Here is a 1,956-nt window from a genome sequence, read left to right as displayed (position 1 = left end):
AGTGGAAACGCGGCATCGTTCTTTAGCTTGTTTCAGAAATTGAGCAACTTTAGTGGCTATCATCATTTAAGTATATACTTATGGTGATAGTTTTTATCGGCTCAACATCTGAATCCAAACCTATTCAAATTGCGTATTAATAATTATTAATTTTATGTCAAGTATATAGGGGGGGTAATATGGAACAGATATGGGAAAAACTTTACAACGAAGCAATGCGAGTAATAAATCCACATGAAGTTTCAAATGCCATGTGGGTTGGAAGCGTTGCATCAGCAATATTAACAAAAAAAGGAAATATCTATACAGGTATTTGTATTGATACAAATGGTTCTTTAGGAATGTGTGCAGAGAGAAATGCTTTGTCTACAATGCTCACGCATGGAGAAAGTGAAGTCGATAAAGTTGTTTCTGTATATAAGGATGGTAAAGTAATACCATCCTGTGGTGCTTGCAGAGAGTTCATGATGCACTTAGGGAAAGAAGCAGGTAATATCGAGATGTTACTGGATAATGAAGGAAAATCAATTAAGTTAATAGAATTGCTACCCGAATACCCAAGATATAAATAAGTGTTGAATCTTTTAGTTCAGAATCATCTAAAGATGTGACGGAACTGTAAAATATTACGGAAGAAGGGATTTTAGCATGAATAACCTTACTATAGCAGAGGATTTACTTTCACAAGTAAAGTTGCCAAAAGACATTTTGATTAGACAATTTGTTGAAAAAGATTTTCCGTCAGTTCAAAGATTATATGAAAAAGAAGGCTGGATGACCTTTATAGAAAGGTCAGATGAGGGGTTGGAAGCATGGAAAAACTCAACTATTACTCTAGTTGCTGTTGAAGGGGAGTTAGTTGTTGGACTAGTTCGTGCATTAACAGATGGAAAAATCACAACTTATATCGCAGAAATTATAGTTGATATTAATTATAGAGCAAAAGACATAGGAAAAGCATTGATTGATGTATGTCATAATTTATATCCTCATACAAGGTTAGATTTACTTTCAACCGAGGGTGCAGATAAATTTTATGAAAGAAACAAATTTAGGAAGACTACAGGTTTCAGAAAGAGTTATTACTAAAATAACCAAGGACATAATGTTCATTTAATGTGTCACAATCGACTAAGGGCAATAGCCCTTTTTTAATGCTATTTTCTAGGAGGTTATTTTTACATTAGTCGTTGCCGTACCCCAATAGTAATTTGGTAATTTTAAAAAATAAGTTGAAATACATTTTAAAGCATTATATGATGAATTCAGGCATCGATGTACTCTATTAAAAAAGAAGGTAAGTTATGGATATTAATATTGAAATGATATCATCATATAAAATTGCTTATATACGAAGAACAGGTCCTTACGGTTCAGAAAATGTGCAAATAATGGAGCAATTAAAAAGTTGGGCTAGAGAAAAAAACTTATTTAATGAAAATTCAATTATATTAGGAATAGCCCAAGATAACCCTCAATTCACAGAATCTAAAGATTGTCGTTATGATACATGTTTAGTTGTTTCGGATGAATTTAAGGTTGAGTATAAGTATATTAATTTTGGAAAAATTATCGGTGGAAAACATTGCGTATTTAAAATAAGTCATACGGTAGATGCTATGCAAAAAGCATGGATGGAGATATTTTCGGAGTTATCAAAAAGAAATTATGAATTTGATGATAAAAGACCTATTCTTGAACGCTATGCAATGCAGACGATAAATAAGCATTATTGTGAAATTTGCGTACCAATATTATAAAAGAATATTAATACAAATTCCAATTTGTAGATTTGAATTAACATAATTTTAGACTCAGTTGTTTCGCATTTTGAATAGGTTTGGATTCAGATGTTGAGCCGATAAAAACTATCACCATAAGTATATACTTAAATGATGATAGCCACTAAAGTTGCTCAATTTCTGAAACAAGCTAAAGAACGATGCCGCGTTTCCA

3 protein-coding genes are annotated in these 1,956 nt (G+C 32.0%); all 3 read left to right on the top strand.

Annotated features, from left to right (window positions below; all coding sequences use genetic code 11):
* Positions 1-179 precede the first annotated feature (179 nt).
* The 3 genes from Ctaglu_RS24550 (at position 180) to Ctaglu_RS24540 (ending at position 1,760) form a co-directional block, all read left to right on the top strand.
* Positions 180-572, top strand: a complete 393-nt coding sequence (locus tag Ctaglu_RS24550; protein WP_125006685.1) for a cytidine deaminase family protein — start codon at positions 180-182, stop codon at positions 570-572.
* Positions 573-648: 76 nt separating this feature from the next.
* A complete protein-coding gene (locus Ctaglu_RS24545) occupies positions 649-1,089 on the top strand; it encodes a GNAT family N-acetyltransferase (protein ID WP_125006683.1) in 441 nt (146 codons plus the stop codon).
* Positions 1,090-1,304: 215 nt separating this feature from the next.
* On the top strand, positions 1,305-1,760 hold the full coding sequence (locus tag Ctaglu_RS24540; RefSeq protein WP_125006681.1) for an AraC family transcriptional regulator: 456 nt from the start codon (positions 1,305-1,307) through the stop codon (positions 1,758-1,760).
* Positions 1,761-1,956: the final 196 nt, after the last annotated feature.

The sequence above is a fragment of the Clostridium tagluense genome (assembly GCF_003865095.1).
Taxonomy (GTDB): Bacteria; Bacillota; Clostridia; order Clostridiales; family Clostridiaceae; genus Clostridium_AD; species Clostridium_AD tagluense.
This window is presented reverse-complemented; position numbering and strand designations above follow the sequence as displayed.